13 protein-coding genes and 1 tRNA gene are annotated in these 14,428 nt (G+C 64.2%); 8 read left to right on the top strand and 6 right to left on the bottom strand.

What is annotated here, in order from left to right; genetic code table 11:
* The 3 genes from BLV04_RS23380 to BLV04_RS26145 form a co-directional block, all read left to right on the top strand.
* Positions 1-476: SphA family protein (locus BLV04_RS23380; protein ID WP_245732013.1), on the top strand; the 476-nt coding region annotated here is incomplete at its 5' end.
* Between the two features lie 189 nt (positions 477-665).
* On the top strand, positions 666-1,508 hold the full coding sequence (locus BLV04_RS23375) for a CHASE domain-containing protein (RefSeq protein WP_175534780.1): 843 nt from the start codon (positions 666-668) through the stop codon (positions 1,506-1,508).
* 68 nt (positions 1,509-1,576) lie between these two features.
* Entirely contained in the window at positions 1,577-2,038 is a 462-nt protein-coding gene (locus tag BLV04_RS26145; RefSeq protein ID WP_139192029.1) for a PAS domain-containing protein, read from the top strand.
* 38 nt (positions 2,039-2,076) lie between these two features.
* Here the strand turns inward: BLV04_RS26145 and trhA are convergent, their stop codons facing one another.
* Both trhA and pbpG read right to left on the bottom strand, forming a co-directional pair.
* The gene (gene trhA / locus BLV04_RS23365) at positions 2,077-2,691 is read right to left on the bottom strand and encodes a PAQR family membrane homeostasis protein TrhA (protein WP_093038432.1); all 615 of its coding nucleotides are present in this window, start codon (positions 2,689-2,691) and stop codon (positions 2,077-2,079) included.
* 20 nt (positions 2,692-2,711) lie between these two features.
* Positions 2,712-3,647 (bottom strand): D-alanyl-D-alanine endopeptidase, encoded by a 936-nt coding sequence (gene pbpG / locus BLV04_RS23360; protein WP_093038430.1) that lies wholly within the window; start codon positions 3,645-3,647, stop codon positions 2,712-2,714.
* A 285-nt stretch (positions 3,648-3,932) separates the two neighbouring features.
* Between pbpG and BLV04_RS23355 the strand changes: the two genes are divergently transcribed.
* Together BLV04_RS23355 and BLV04_RS23350 are read left to right on the top strand one after the other, a co-directional pair.
* Positions 3,933-5,159 (top strand): YcjF family protein, encoded by a 1,227-nt coding sequence (locus BLV04_RS23355; protein ID WP_093038428.1) that lies wholly within the window; start codon positions 3,933-3,935, stop codon positions 5,157-5,159.
* A complete protein-coding gene (locus tag BLV04_RS23350; protein ID WP_093038426.1) occupies positions 5,156-6,706 on the top strand; it encodes a GTPase family protein in 1,551 nt (516 codons plus the stop codon). The genes BLV04_RS23355 and BLV04_RS23350 overlap by 4 nt, the downstream gene beginning before the upstream one ends.
* Positions 6,707-6,980: 274 nt before the next feature.
* Here the strand turns inward: BLV04_RS23350 and BLV04_RS23345 are convergent, their stop codons facing one another.
* A complete protein-coding gene (locus BLV04_RS23345; RefSeq protein ID WP_093038424.1) occupies positions 6,981-10,523 on the bottom strand; it encodes a hypothetical protein in 3,543 nt (1,180 codons plus the stop codon).
* A gap of 182 nt (positions 10,524-10,705) precedes the next feature.
* Positions 10,706-12,001 carry a dicarboxylate/amino acid:cation symporter gene (locus BLV04_RS23340; RefSeq protein WP_175534779.1) on the bottom strand — a complete coding sequence of 432 codons (1,296 nt, stop codon included), beginning with the start codon at positions 11,999-12,001 and terminating at the stop codon, positions 10,706-10,708.
* 228 nt (positions 12,002-12,229) lie between these two features.
* Here BLV04_RS23340 and BLV04_RS23335 point away from each other — a divergent pair, with 228 nt between their 5' ends.
* Both BLV04_RS23335 and BLV04_RS23330 read left to right on the top strand, forming a co-directional pair.
* Positions 12,230-12,565 (top strand): hypothetical protein, encoded by a 336-nt coding sequence (locus BLV04_RS23335; RefSeq protein WP_093038422.1) that lies wholly within the window; start codon positions 12,230-12,232, stop codon positions 12,563-12,565.
* A 6-nt stretch (positions 12,566-12,571) separates the two neighbouring features.
* A complete protein-coding gene (locus BLV04_RS23330; RefSeq protein ID WP_093038420.1) occupies positions 12,572-12,940 on the top strand; it encodes a DUF4870 family protein in 369 nt (122 codons plus the stop codon).
* A gap of 178 nt (positions 12,941-13,118) precedes the next feature.
* Here BLV04_RS23330 and BLV04_RS23325 read toward each other — a convergent pair whose 3' ends face one another.
* Together BLV04_RS23325 and BLV04_RS23320 are read right to left on the bottom strand one after the other, a co-directional pair.
* A complete protein-coding gene (locus BLV04_RS23325; RefSeq protein ID WP_093038418.1) occupies positions 13,119-13,304 on the bottom strand; it encodes a hypothetical protein in 186 nt (61 codons plus the stop codon).
* 95 nt (positions 13,305-13,399) lie between these two features.
* Complete coding sequence (locus tag BLV04_RS23320; RefSeq protein WP_093038416.1) at positions 13,400-14,068, bottom strand: Bax inhibitor-1/YccA family protein; 669 nt, start codon at positions 14,066-14,068, stop codon at positions 13,400-13,402.
* A 206-nt stretch (positions 14,069-14,274) separates the two neighbouring features.
* Here BLV04_RS23320 and BLV04_RS23315 point away from each other — a divergent pair.
* Positions 14,275-14,364 (top strand) — tRNA-Ser (locus BLV04_RS23315).
* Positions 14,365-14,428 lie beyond the last annotated feature (64 nt).

Here is a 14,428-nt window from a genome sequence, read left to right as displayed (position 1 = left end):
TGTTGTTCAAGCACCCCGAGGGAGGCCCACCGCTCTCCCTCATACAAGTTGACGATTTAAGAGGAAAAACCCATCAGGGAAGGTGGCCGTACTCACTGGCGCCGAAATGGACGGCCTCATGGCGTCTGCACTATCTCTGGAACGCCGAGAACGAGGATCCCTACAAGCCGCTCGGGGCCAACGACACCCAAGCCGGCCAAGCCATCCATGCCAATTTCGCGAGTGCCTACGAGGTGCTGCCGAATCGTCTTCGCATCGGCATCAACGGCTATTTTCTCAAGCAGTTCACCGAGAGCAAGATCGATGGTAGAAGTGTGCGCGACAGCGAGGAGCAGGTCGTCGGCATCGGGCCCGGTCTCGTCTACCACTTCTCCAAGCACGACCATCTCTTCGTCAACGCCTATTGGGAGACGGAGGCGGAGAACCGCCCCGAGGGCTCCAGGTTCAATCTGAGGTTCGTGCATCATTTTCATTGAGACTGAACCGCGTCTTGTCGGGCGTGCGCCGGGCCGAGTGGCATCGGCGCTGCTGGATCCGCGTGAGGTGGGAGTCGACGCGGTTCAGATGAGTGTTCGTGAAATGAAGCCTCCGACGGTGGTAGCGCGCTGTCCTCGCTGGTTGGGTTAGCGCGTTTCGGCGACGCAGCGGGCGATGCCTCGACCGACGTGACGCGCGAGGAGTTCCGACGGTATGTCGAGGGGCTTGGCTTTGCCGACCATTATCCAGGCATGCAAGGGATCGGTTTCTCTCGCTTCATTCCGGCGGATCGCCTGGCAGCGCATCTCGATGCGGTCCGAGCGGAGGGCTATTCCGATTACCGCATCCGGCCCGAAGGCGAGCGCCCCTTCTATACCGCCGTTCACTATCTCGAGCCCTTCTCGGGCGAGAACCTGAGTGCCTTCGGCTACGACATGTCTCCGGATCCAGTCCGGTGGGAGGCGGCGAGCCGCGCTCGCGACAGCGGGGAGGCGGCCCTGTCCGGCAAGGTCACGCTGGTACAGCAATCCACCGCCGACCGACAGCCCGGCTTTCTGATCTTCGAACCCGTGTTCTCGGGCTTGACCGCGGTCGACGCCGCGTCTCGGCGCTCGAATTTGCTCGGTTGGGCCTTCGCGCCGCTGCGAGTGGGTGATTTGATGCACGGCGTGCTCGACGCAGTCGGCCACGAGGGTCTCGGCGATGCGTTCAAGGTTTCGGTCTACGACGGCGACCGACCGACCCGAGAGGGTTTGCTCTTTGCGAGCAGCAATGCGGATGGCGCGACGACGTCCGCGTCGGGGATCCAAGCCAGCCAGCAGATCGAGCTCGGCGGCCATCGTTGGTCGATCCAGGTCGTGCCGAGTCAGCATTTCTTGGCCGAGCAGATCTCCCGAGAGTCAACCGTGGTTGCCTTGGTCGGTACCCTATCCAGCCTCCTTCTGGCGTTTCCGGTGGGCGTGCTTGTCGTGAGCCACCGGCGGGTCGGCGATGCCCTGCGGGTGGCGGATGAGGCGAATACGCACACCTGAGAGAGCGCGAGCGGGACCTTCTCTGGGCGCAACGGACCGCCCAGCTGGGCAGCTGGAGCTTCGATGCTGTGACCCGGCAAGTGATCTGGTCGGAAGGCATGTATCGGATTTGGGGTCTTGATCCGAGCAAGGGTTCACCGAGCTACGAGGCGCATCGGGAGATCGTTGCTCCGGCGGACTGGCCGCGTCTGGATCGTGCCATCAGGGACGCATTGCGCAAGGCGAAACCTTATCAACTTGAATTGACGATTCGGCGGCCCGGCGGGGAGGAGCGCTCCATTATCACCATCGGGACACCCGAACAGGATGCGGCCGGCGATGTCGTGCGACTGACAGGTACCGTTCGACCACATCTTGTTTGGCGGGGTCGAGTACGCATGCCGTCTGGCGCGGGACATCAGCGAGCGCCGCCGCATCCAAGACGCGTTACGCGACCAGGCCGTCCGCGACACGCTGACCGGTCTCTTCAATCGCCGTTACCTGGACGAGACGTTGCCGCGCGAAGCAGCAGGGTCGCAATCGCGTCGTGATGGCGGCTGCACTCGACTCGACCGCGGCGGGGTCGGGGTCAGAGAAAGAACAGGATCGTCAGATAGTGGCTGATGCTGCCGGCGAGCACGAAGAGATGCCAAACGCCGTGCGACCAGGAGAAGCGGCTGTCGAGTGCGTAGAAGACGACGCCGAAGGTGTAGAAGAGACCGCCGGCAAGAAGCCCTCGGACGCCGGCCGGCGGTAGGGTCGCGAGCAGCGGCTCGAGGGCGAAGACGATGAGCCAGCCCATCGTCAGATAGATGATCATCGGCAGGATCCGCCGCCCTCGATGCGGAATGCTGTCGATCAGGATGCCGATCCCGGCAAGGGTCCAGATGGCGCCGAACATCCACCATCCTGTTTGACCTTTCAGTACAAGGAGACTGAACGGGGTGTAGGTGCCGGCGATCAGCAGATAGATGGCCGCATGGTCGAGGATCTTGAAGACCCGTTTGGCCCGGCCCCGCAGGCTGTGATACAGGGTCGAGAAGAGGTAGAGCAGGAAAAGCGTGGCGCCGTAGACGCTGAAGCTCACGATGCGCACCGCACCGCCCTGAATTCCGGCAACGGTCACGAGCACGGCCACGCCGATCAGCGCGAGGGCCGCGCCGACCAGGTGCGAGATGCTGTTGAAACGTTCTCCCGGGTACATCGATAGGATTCGTCGCGTGCTCAATTCCCGGCGATGCGTTGTCCACCGACGAGCCAGGTGCGCAGGCGATTGGAGTCGCCGACCGGCGTGAGCTTTCCGACGGCGTCCAGGAAGACGACATAGAGTCGCCGACCGCCGATCCGGGTCTGCATCACCAGGCAATGTCCGGCCTCGTTGATGAACCCGGTCTTGCTCACCTCGACATGCCATTCCGGGTTGCGTACCAACGGATTGGTGTTGCGGTACTCCAAGGCACCCTGGCCGGCGAAGGGATGAACCGTCATTTCCCCGCGTGATCCGGCTTCGCGGATCAACGGGTATTGAGCGGAAGCGCGGACCATCTTGACCAGATCCTCGGCCGTGGAGCGGTTGCGGTTGTCCAGCCCGCTGCTGTCGGCAAAGGAGGTATCGTGCATCCCGAGCGCTTGGGCCTTGCGGTTCATGGCCGCGACGAATTGCGGGGTCCCGCCCGGCGAGGTCCGCGCGAGTGCGGCGGCGGCGCGATTGTCCGAGGACATGAGCGCGACCATCAGCATCTCGCGGCGCGACAAGGTCGCTTGACCGATCCGCAGGCGCGAGCGGCTGTGGCGCAGGGTGTCGCGATCCGCCTCCGTGATGGTAATGGGTGCATCCAGCGAGACGCCGGAATCCAGGACCACCATCGCGGTCATGAGCTTGGTGACGGAGGCGATGGGTTTGACCTCGCGGGTATTCTTACCGTAGATCCGGTTGCCCTGCTCGTCGACGATCAGCGCGCTCGCTGAATTGATCTTCGGACCGGGGGTGCCGGAGCCGTGCTGCTGACTCGCGGCGAAGGCGTCGCTGCAGAGGATCAGGCCGGCGATCATCGACGCCGACAAGAGCATCCGGCCGATGTCTTTGATCGAGCGACCCTGCCGGGCCGGCGGGTACAGCGTGTCGAGTAGATTGATCGGCGACAGCGACGATGGGGGCATGTGAGAGACATCTCGGCGATAATGAGTGGTGTGTGAACCCTGTCCGGCATGACATGCGCCGTTCCCGCCGGGACGTCGGCCTCGCATGAGTCCGAGTCGGCGGCGTGCGGGGTTCACGTGAGTCGACGCAGGGCCGGTGGGGGCTGCTCATCCGGCGTCGGCAGGAATTATTGCACAGGATCGGGAAATCGCCCGAGCCGAAAGGGGGCGAGCCGGGTCGGGCTGCCGGCGGCGCAAGGTTCGCTTGCGTCGCTGTTTCATCGGAGAGTCGGGATCGAGGTGCTGATGCGTAATCCCTGGACACGGTGGTCGGATCGCTGGCGCGGATTGCGCGACGCGTTGCTCGAGCCGCGGGTTGACGATGCAAGCCTCGGCGCGGCCTTGCGCGAGGCCCGCGCGCGTCACCCGCTCCCGGTGGTCTGGCTGATCGGCAAGACCCAGTCCGGCAAGACCTCCATCATCCGCGCGCTGACCGGGAGCGGACTGGCCGAGATCGGCAACGGATTCCAGCCCTGTACGGCGACCACGCGGCTCTACGACTTTCCGGCGGAGGCGCCCCTGGTGCGCTTCCTCGATACCCGTGGTCTCGGCGAGGTCGCCTACGATCCGAGCGCCGACATTCACTACTGCGAATCGCAGGCGCACCTGCTGTTGGCCGTGATGAAGGCGACCGACATCCGCCAAGACGATGTCTTGGAGGTTCTGCGGCAGGTGCGCGGTCGCCACCCGGAATGGCCCTTGGTAATTGCACAGACCGGGCTGCACGATGCCTATCCGCCGGACGGCGAGCATCCTTTGCCCTATCCCTTCGAGGACGACGACTGGGCGGAGGCCGTCCCGGTCGATCTCGTCCGTGCGCTAAGGGCGCAACGCGATCGACTCGGCGTACTGCCGGGCGAGATCCCGGTGCGTTGGGTGCCGATCGATCTGACGCTACCCGAGGACGGATTCGAGCCGTCGGACTACGGTCTGGATGCCTTGTGGCAGGCAATCGACGGGGTCTCGTCGCTGCGCCTTCAAGCCCTGCTGCGCAGCGATGCCGGGGTGCGCGACGCCTATGCCAGATCCGCCCATCCGCACATCGTCGGCTACGCGATCGCGGCGGCAGGTGTCGGTGCGATTCCCTTGGTGGATCTGGTCGGCGTGCCGGCAATCCAGGCGAAGATGCTGCAAAGCCTCGCCGCGCTCTACGGCCAGGATTGGGACCGCCGCGCCATCCTCGAGTTTCTGGGTCTGCTCGGAACCGGCATCGGTGTGGCCTATGCCGCGCGCAGTGCGGGCCGGGCCGTGGTCAAGCTGATTCCGGTGTGGGGCCAAACGGCCGGTGCTATCTGGGGCGCGACCGCCAGCGGTGCGACGACCTATGCACTCGGCAAGGCCGCCGGCTTTCACTTCAATCGCCGACGCCGGGGGCTGCCCGCGGACGCAGAGGGGGTGCGCCGCACCTTTGCCGAAGGTTTCGACAACGGCGCGGCCCTGCTCAAAGACTTGGTGAAATCGGATCGGCCATGAAGAAACTCCTGAGCCGTATCGATCGCATGCGCCTCCTTGCACTTGTGCTGTGGGCGGTTCCCGTCGCGGCGCTCCTGCCGCTAGGCCTGCTCTGGCTGTGGCAGGTCGAGGCGATGCGCTACTGGCTGGTCGCGCTCGTCCTCTTCAGCGCGGCCGGGTATGGTCTGCAGGCTTGGCTGCATCGCCATGAGCGCCGGTTGCTCCTCGCCGCGGAAACCGAGCCGGATCCCGATTGGCCGCCTGCCGCCGACGGCGCCTGGGCGCTGGTCGAGGACCTGGCTGCGCAGACCAAACCCGAGGACTGGCCGATCGGGGAGGGCGATCGGCTCGGGGTCTTGGGGCAGCAGACGCTTGAGCGTGTCGCTCGGCATTTTCATCCCGATGTCGACGAGCCCTTGTTGGAGCTGACCGTGCCGCACACGCTCCTGATCGTCGAACGCGCGAGCCGCGATCTGCGCGAGACTATCACGGACCATATCCCCTTCAGCCACCGGCTCACCGTGGGCTCGCTGATGCGCGCCTATCGCTGGAAGCCCTTTGCGGATCGCCTGCTGGGGCTGTATCGCGCCGGACAGTGGGTCGTGAATCCTGCCAATGCCTTCCTGACCGAGGCATTGGCCCAACTGCGCGGTCGTGGCTACGCCTTGGCCCAGGACGAGCTCTATGGTTGGATCCTCAAGGAGTACGTGCGCAAGGTCGGCGCCTATGCGATCGAGCTCTACAGCGGACGGCTCCTGCTGTCCGACGCTTCTCCCGAGGCTCGCCCCACCGCGTTATCCGAGCGTGATCTGCGCGCGTCCGACGCATCCGACGAGCCGGCCGGCGAGCCCTTGCGGATCCTGGTTTTGGGCCGCTCGAACGCCGGTAAGTCCAGTCTGATCAACGCCCTGTTCGGCCAACTACGCGTGGCGACCGATCTGCTGCCCGACACGACCAAGATGCTCACGCCCTACCGGCTGGCACGCGAAGGGCTCGATCTCGCCCTGATTTACGACACGCCAGGATCCGACGCGATGGACGAGCAGACCCTGCGCACGGCGGCGGGCGACGCCGATATGATCCTCTGGGTCAGTGCCGCCGATCGTCCCGATCGTCACGCCGATCGCGAGACCCTGGATAGCTTGCGGGCCGCCTTTGCCGAGCGGCTGACCCGCCGTCCGCCGCCGGTCCTCGTCGTGCTCAGCCATATTGATCGGCTGCGCCCGGTCCGCGAATGGCTACCGCCCTATGACTTGGCCGAGCCGAAGAGCCTTAAGGCCGAGAGTATCTTGGCTGCCGTCGAGGTTGTGTCGGCCGATCTTGCAGTCCCGATCGCGAGCGTCATCCCGGTCTGTCTCGCCGGAGGGCGGGTCTACAACGTCGACGACGTCCTCTGGGCGGCCATCCTCGATCGGCTGGACGCCGCGCAACGCTCGCGTCTGCTGCGCTGCCAAGACGCGCGAAAACGCGAGGAGAACTGGTCGTTGGTGCGCAGACAGTTGGCCAACGCCGGTCGCTTCCTGCTCGAGCTGCCCAATCGCAGCACGGGCGGTCGCAATCGACGTTAGCCCGAAAGCGGCGGACTGCGAGCATCTCCCCGCGGCAAGCTGCAAGCTGATAGCGCACGCCGATCCCCGTTGGGCAAAGCGCAGCGTGCCCAACACCGCCGGCACCCGAAAAAGGAATGGCGATGTAGGCGCAAAGCCCCCGCTCCGATGCCGCAATCGTGCGCCGACGTCAGGAGGGCGTGCCACCGTGGCGTTGAACCGAGTTCGTAGGTTGGGCACGCTACGCTTTGGCCAACCTACGGCTCTGAAAGCTGAAAGCGGGAGGCAGGAAGCCCTAAACCGCCGACGGCGCCTGCTTGACCCCCGCACGACCGCTGAACACCTCGAGATCGGATCGAACCAGCGCCCAACAGGGTGCGCCGAGCTCATCTTTCGGTCCGCTCACCTCGACCTTCAGGAAGAGATCGGGCTCCTCCAGATAGACACAGAGCCGCAGCTCGATCGGCCGATCATCCGCGGTGTCCGCGGCGTAAAGCTCCAGGGTCAGATCGAAGGCGTTGCTCGACAGACGCGGCCGTCCGGTCTCGACACGGACCAGTCCGCAGTTCGGCTCGGCGCAACGGCGGCGCAGGGCATAGCCCAACTCCCGATCGCAGAAGACACAGAGTGCGCGTTCGACCTCGGCGAGGCGACGCTGCGCCTCTCTGAGCCGATGGGGGTAGGGGACCTCGTCGCGGATCTCTTCGCGCAGCACGCGCCTGAGCCGGTCGAACGCCTTCGGCAGTGTTCCGCTGTGAAAACCGCGGCGGAGCATCCCGCGCATGGTCTCGCCGTGGCTGCCGATCACGGCCGGCTCGATCGGTGTGCTCGACAGATCGGATCGGCGCACCGCCTCGATCCGGGCGGCTTCATGTCCGACCGGGTTTGTGCCCGCGTGATTTGCCGCGTAGATGCGCCGGTTCTCCTTGAGCTCCCAGACCAGGAAACCGGCGAGTCCCGGCAACAGGAGGATGGTGACGGTCACGAAGGGGTAGGCGATCAGCTTCGGCAGGAAGGGCTCGGTGAGTGCAACCAACAGTCCGGTGAGTGCCGGCAGGAAGGGCAACATCAGCTTGTGCGTGATGGTCACCAAGGGGAAATGCTTGATCGGATTGACCTGCGGCTCGACCAGCACCGTCACGTAAAATTGGATGACCGCCTCGGTGAAATTCCAGACAGGCGCAAACAATGCCTTCACGACAAGTGCGAGCCGCGACTCTCCGAGCTGATGGCTCAACAACTCTTCGATCCGATGCAGCCCCTGCTCGAAGCGGCGTGTCACCTCCTTGAAGAAATGCAGCAGCTCCCGAACCAGTCCGATCACCAGTGTCTGGTTCAGTCGACGCAGCACCTGCCATGCGGTGCTTGCGGCATTGTCGAGCATGCGTCGACCCGCCGGCGTGTTGCGCGCGAGTGTGCCGATCGCAAAGGCCGGGATCAGCAAGGACAGCCCGTAATCGATCTCGACCCCGTCGATCAGCAGACCGAGTCCCACGAAGGGGAGTACGATCAGCAGTCCGATGAACAGCGGCTGCACGAGATTGCGATCCAGGCCGCGGATCAGGCTCGTCGACAAGAGCCGCGCGACCGGCGCCCAGCGCAGCAGTCTGCGCATCCCGTCGAAAAGCAGTAAACGAACCGTCCAAGAGACGACGCGCCAGATCGTCTTGGCGATCGCTCGCCCGACGTGGGTGTAGGCGAACGCATTGATCAGCAGGGCGATCAGCAGCACGAGCCAGAGGGGCGCCAAATGTACGGAGCCCCCCTCGGGCGCGATCAGGCCGGCCAGGATGTCGAGCGTCTTGAGTCCCAGGAAGGCCAGGCCGGTCGGCAGGATGAGATGGCGCAGGATCAACCGCCCTCGCGGCGTGCCGAACAGGGGTGCGCCGAGCTGCTGCAATCCCTTGACATAGAATTCGCCCGGCTTGTAGACGCCGGGCAGGGCCTTGGCGGCGATCCGATCGAAATGCGCCAAGCGGTCGCCGTGGCGAATCTCCTCCAGGGTCGGGTCAGGCAAACGCAGGATATTGCGTGCGACGATATCGCGCACGTCGGTGAACTTCAGATGCCGGCGGTGCTGGATGACGTCGAGCAGCTCCTCGCGCATCTTGTGGGCCGCGACCTGCTCGCGATGGTTGGCCGGGTTGAAGCCGGCCTCCTCGAGCGAAGCACGAAGATGGGGTCTGAGCTGGCCGGCGAGACGCGAGGAAAGCTGCTCCGAGAGTCGCTTCAGGGGTACCGAGAACCGCTCGACTTCGCGGGTAGGCCACTCGATCTGCTCCAGCCGACTCGACGCAACCTCGAGTGCGCGCAGCGCCTTGAGGCGGGCCTGAAAGGGCAGGATCTGTCTCAGCCGCTCCTTGCCGCCGCTCGCTGCCCAGCGAAAGGGGCGCAGTCGGTAGTAGGTGGTGCGGCTCTCGAGCAGAACTCGTTCCAGGTCGCGCAGGATCAGATACGCCGAGCGAGCCGAGCCGGCGCGCATGACCTCCTCGCCCAAGAGCGCGGTCAGGGCAGACAGCTCGCGTGCCGTGTCCGGGTTCAGCTTCGAGTTCGCGGCGATCAGATCCGCCAAGGTGCTCTGCGCCGCAGCAGCACGTTGCGCGAGGATCGCGCGGACGGCGTCGCGCGCATCCAGGCAGGGCTCGCCCATGGCGATGAAGCGTCGCCGGGCCAAGGCCAGGTTGACGAGTGCGGCGGCATAATGGTCGTCGTGCTCTGCGCGTTGCGCCTTGCGCACGGCATCGGCGAACAAGGCCAGATGCAGATCCAGCCAGATCCCGCGGGGTCCCGCCTCGGACCGTTTGCGACTCAGCAGCCCCGGGATGGCGAGCAGAGCATCCAGCAGTGGCGCGACCGGGGTGATCGCGATGTCCCGGAGACGCATTTTCCAGTCCCGTCGGGCCAATTGCGAGGCTTCGTGCAGCACCGCGAGACAGCGTGCCTCGATCTCGTCGACAGGGGACGAGATCGTCGTGTCCGAGACGTCCGGAGATGCGGGCTCGTCCGGGACGAGCGGCGTTTCGTGGTTCTGCCGGGCCGCGATCGCGCGCGCGAAATCCGGATCCGATTCCCCATAGGGCAGGCCGGACGGGAGAAGGGGCAGATACTCGGGCACGCCGCAGCGGTGATCCGGGCGGGTATGTTCGAGCAGTCGCGGGAGCCGCCCGCCCTGCAGCGATCCGGGCAGATCGAGTCCGCTCTCGATGAGCCACAGATCGAGCGCATGCCAATCCCGGATTGTCGGAAAGAAGAAACCGCGTGCGCCCGGCGAAAAATAGCGCAATCGGGCGATCAGGGCGACGAAGCTGCGGCAAATGAAGGCGTTGCCGATGCCCGCGGGGACGACCCCGTCGCGCGTCATGATGTCGCGCACCTCGGCCAAGGCGAGCGGGCCGATCCGGCGGGTCAGCCCGATCGGGCCGAACGGATCCCCGTCGAGATTGTCGTCGCGCGCGATCTGCCAGGCGCGCGCGACCTCGGCCTCGAAACGCCGTGCCCAGTAGTCGCGCAGCAGTCTCGTGAAGCCGACGCGGTCGAGTCGCTGCTCGGGCGGAATCGGCAAGAGGATTACATAGTCGGGAAGATTGAGCCCCTCGATGACCGCCAGCGCCTCGGGATTCTCCGATTCCAGGCCCGTGAGAAAGGCCGTGGCGGGCATCAGGTAATAGGCGAGCTCCGGGATCGAGATGTCGCGCGCCTCGGTCGCCAAGTGGTCGATGATCAGGCGCTCGATGGCCCTCGGGTGGAACAGGAAGACGCCTTCGGCCGGTTTGAGGACGCGCCCGCGGAAGAGCTTCGCGGTGGTCTCGGCGCTGGCGGAGGGGGTAAGGTCAGACACGGTGCTCGCGATGCTGGGTCGAAGGGGCCGGCATGATCGGGGAGCGCGCGGGCGGTCGCCGCGTCGGTGACCCGGCTCGGCCCCCGCGCCCTATCGTAATTCCATTGGTCGGGATAAGGAAACCGATCGACCCTCGACCCCGGGCCGCGATTGCGTTTTCGCGGCTCTGAGCAGCGGGGCGACTAGGCCCTGGCCGGGATCGGCCCGTCGTTTTCCAGAATGCCGGTTTCCCCTTCGCTCTTGGCGATGATGACGGCACCGCAGGAGTCGCTGAAGACGTTGACCGCCGTGCGCATCATGTCCAGGATTCGATCGACCGCCAGGATCAGGCCGATCCCTTCCAGCGGCAGGCCGACGGCGGATAGGATGATGGCGATGGCGACGAGGCTGGCGGCGGGGATGCCGGCTACGCCGATGGACGTCAGCAGCGCGAGGATCACGATCAGGAGCTGGGTCGAGAAACCCAACTCGATCCCGTACGCCTGCGCGATGAACATGACGGCGACGCATTCGTAGAGCGCGGTCCCGTCCATGTTGACCGTCGCGCCCAAGGGCAGGACGAAGCTCGAGGTCCGGTTCGAGACCCCGGCGTTCTTTTCGACACACTCCATGGTGACGGGGAGCGTTGCCGAGGAGGACGCGGTCGAGAAGGCCGTGAGCAGCGCGGCGCCCATGGCGCGATAGTGGCGGCTCGGCTTGACCCCGCCGATGATCAAAAGCAGCAGCGGCAGGGTCACGAAGAAGTGGAATGCCAGCGCGATCACGACGCTGAAGAAAAAGAGCGCGAGCGGCCCGAACGCCTCCAATCCGGTGTCCGTGACCGTCTTGGCCACGAGTGCGAAGACCCCGATCGGTGCGAAGCGCATCACCAGCTCGGTGATTTTCATCATCACCTCGAAGACGCCATTCCAAAAGTCGAGCTGCGTCTGTGCGTAATTGCCTTTCAAGCGGGTGATGAAGAAGCCGTAGAGGAGACTGAAGAAGATCAGCCCGAGCATCTGCCCCGCCGCTGCTGCCGCGACGACATTGGTCGGCACCATGCGCAGGAAGATCTCGACGATGTCGGTGGCGCCCTTGTCCGCGAATTGGGCCTCCAGGTCGCTCTTGCTGGCCGACAGCCCGAACACCTCCTCGGCCGTTCCCTCGACCACACCCGGCTGCATCAGGTTCACGACGAGCAGCCCTACGAGGATGGCGAGCAGGCTCGTCACCGCGTAGTAGCCGATAGTCTTGCCCCCGAGACGCCCGAGATTGCTCGAGTCGCCGATTCCGGCGACCCCGACGATGATCGACGACACGATCAGGGGTACAATCAACATCTTCAGGGCGTTGAGGAAAAGCTCGCCCAAAAAGGCGAAGATCCCGTACAGAGTGACCCCGAAGAGCCCGGTGTCGCGCTCGATCAGCAGCCCGATGACGATCGCCAGCACAAGGGCGATCAGGATCTGCCAGTGGAGCTTCATTTTGAGAACCGACATCGATGTCTCCGAATGGCTCTGGGGTGGTCAGGCATGGGTCGCCGCGCGCCTGATTGCGGGATCTTGCCATCCGCGCGGAAGAGATCGGCGATCCCTATTCGCCGAAGGTCGAGCCGGCTCGGCGTGCTCGAGGGGGGTTCGGAGAACCGCGGATACGGGCGCATCTTATGCCGTACGCCGTGCCGAGACCAGACCGTCACAGCACACATAGAGCGGACATCGTCAGCCATGCACTATCGCGTCTACTACTTATTCGAGCGTTCCGGGGAGTCGGTCTCTTCTGCGAGTGCGCTGGAGGTGAGCAGCCGGGAGATCCGCGAGCAACTGCTGCCTCGCCTGCAGCATGAGGATGATTATCTCGGGATCATCGATCACGCCGAGAACACCCTGCAGATCCTTCGCGAGCCGGGGTCCATCCGTTACTGGGTCGAGTTGCCGATCGATGCGGCCAAGGCATCCTACGGCCGGCACATGGATTTCAAAGAGGTGGACCAACTCATTCGGGAGCTGCCGTCGGTCTTCGATCGCGAAGCCATCCCCGGACTTGAATATCGCCCTTGGTGAGCCTCGATGGATGAATCGACCCGCGACGTCCAGCCCGTTTCGGCGGAGCCAGAAACGACCGATCCACTCAGGACCACGACCGGCTTCGTCTATCTTCTGCAGGCCCTGTCGTTTATTTTGGGCGTGACATCCGTCATCGGGGTCGTCGTCAATTATCTGCGCCTCGCCGAGGTGCGGGGCACTTGGCTCGAATCCCATTTTATCTGGCAGATCCGCACCTTTTGGTTCCAAGTGATGTGGGGTCTCGTCGGACTTGTCACCAGCGTGTTTCTGATCGGCTTCCTGATCTGGGGTGCCGTGTACTTCTGGACACTCTATCGCGTCGTCAAGGGGTGGCTGAATCTTTCGGCGGAGCGGCCGATGTATGCCGATTGAACCGCGTCTCGGGGGAGCCTTGCGCTCTTGTCGCGTGTCTTCGCTCGGCGTGGTCCGATCGGCGTCGGAGCGGACGCGGTTCAGAGGATTCGACAATCGGAGAACGCGGGGTGTGGGCTTCTGTAAGTATTTGAATTTGCTTTAGGTGGTTTCCGGGATCAAGGCCCATCGAGGTGGTTCAGCGCACCGCCAGGATCAGCAGCACGACAAGCGCGGCGACCGCGCCGAGCGGCAGGATGGCCGCTTGCCAATCCCCTTTTTCCGCCTTCGGGCCGTTCTCCTGCCAGTGTTTGTAGGCTGGCCAAAGATAGAACAGCATCAAGACGAGCACCGCGGCGGCGGCGATCTTCAGTGCGAGCTCCATGGGTTGACTCTCCGGTCGTCGATTGGGTTGGTGTGCAGCGCCGAAACAAAAACCCCGGCACTCGGCCGGGGTTCGTGCCCGAAAAGGGGCGCTAATCAGTCATCGCCCATGATTCCGAGAATCTGCAACAGGCTGATGAAGATGTTGAAGATCGACAGGTAGATCCCGTAGGTCGCCATGATGTAGTTGGTTTCTTCGCCCCGTACGATCCGGCTGGTGTCGAACAGGATGAAGCCGCTCATCAGCAGGATGATTGCCGAGGAGATCGCAAGCGACAAGGCGGGCATCTGGAGAAACAAATTCGCCACGACGGCCAAGATGACGACCATCATTCCGGCGAAGATGAAACCACCCATGAAGCTGAAGTCACGCTTGCTGGTCAGGGCATAGCCCGACAATCCGAGGAAGATCGCCGCCGTTCCGCCGAATGCCAAGCCGACGGTCTGCGGGCCGTTCGGAAGGGCGAGGTACATGGATAGGATTGAGCCCAGGCCGAACCCGAGCAGACCGGTGATCAGGAAGATGACACCGATTCCCTTCGAGGAGTTGGCCGTGCGTGGCAGCACGAAGATGCCCATCAACATCGCGACGATCACTGAGACCAAGTACATCCAGCTCGGCACGGCGAGGGCGATTGACACCATCGCGGTGAAGGCGCTGAAGCCCAGCGTAGCGGCGAGCAGCAGGTAGGTGTTCTTGAGCACCTTGTTGGTCGAGATGACCGACTGTGAGCTGCGGGCGACGGAAAAATCAGTGTTGGCCATTGGTGTGGTCACTCCGGTTACGAGAGGTTCAAGCTGCCGAGTCTGACTCGGCGGGACGATCCAAGTTCCTGAAGGATACCTGATGGAGTCGCTCGCGCAAGCGTCAAGGCGGTTGGGTCTGCCGTGGACATGCGGTATCCTTGTGTGGCTTCCGTCGAGAGCGCGATACGCGGCAATGCTGCGGGATCGCGCCTGGCGGTCGATCCGGAGAGGTGGCTGAGCGGTCGAAAGCGGCGGTCTTGAAAACCGTTGAGGGTTCATCCCCTCCGTGGGTTCGAATCCCACCCTCTCCGCCATATGGATTTACAACACGCTGTAAAAATTCACGTTTCTTCGGCCGATAGGCAATGCTCCCCACAC

This window comes from Thiocapsa roseopersicina, from assembly GCF_900106925.1.
Taxonomy (GTDB): Bacteria; Pseudomonadota; Gammaproteobacteria; order Chromatiales; family Chromatiaceae; genus Thiocapsa; species Thiocapsa roseopersicina.
Note: the sequence above shows the minus strand (reverse complement) of the source record. Positions and strands in the feature narration are given on the sequence as shown.